This is a genomic window from Shewanella sp. S1-58-MNA-CIBAN-0166 (genome assembly GCF_040310085.1).
GTDB lineage: Bacteria > Pseudomonadota > Gammaproteobacteria > Enterobacterales > Shewanellaceae > Shewanella.
This window is the reverse complement of the sequence record NZ_JBEOPN010000111.1, coordinates 1-305: the sequence shown is the minus strand read 5'-3', so window position 1 is coordinate 305 and position 305 is coordinate 1. Positions and strand designations below refer to the sequence as shown.

Annotated in this window: 1 pseudogene; it reads left to right on the top strand. The window is 51.1% G+C overall.

Annotated elements, in window-relative coordinates:
* A pseudogene (locus AAEY99_RS21305) lies at positions 1 to 305 on the top strand (ribonuclease E); the annotation flags it as partial.

The following is a 305-nucleotide window of genomic DNA, read 5'->3' as shown; positions in this document are numbered from 1 at the left end:
CGATGAAACACCTACAACCGAAGACGAGCAAGAGCAAACTCGTACACGTTCACGTCGCTCACCTCGTCATCTTCGTGCATCAGGTCAGCGCCGTCGTCGCCCTGAAGGTGAAGGCAATGAAGCTAAGTCAGATGAAGCACCGGCATTTGTTCCTGTTGCCGACCAAGCTGCTGCAGAGTATGAAGCAGAGCTTAAAGCTAAATCTGCAGCTACACCTGCGGATGCAGCGCAACAAGTTGAACAAGCCGTTGCGGTTGAAGACTTAGCCAAAGTTGAAGCTGTAGAAGAGCCAGTACAAACTGAAG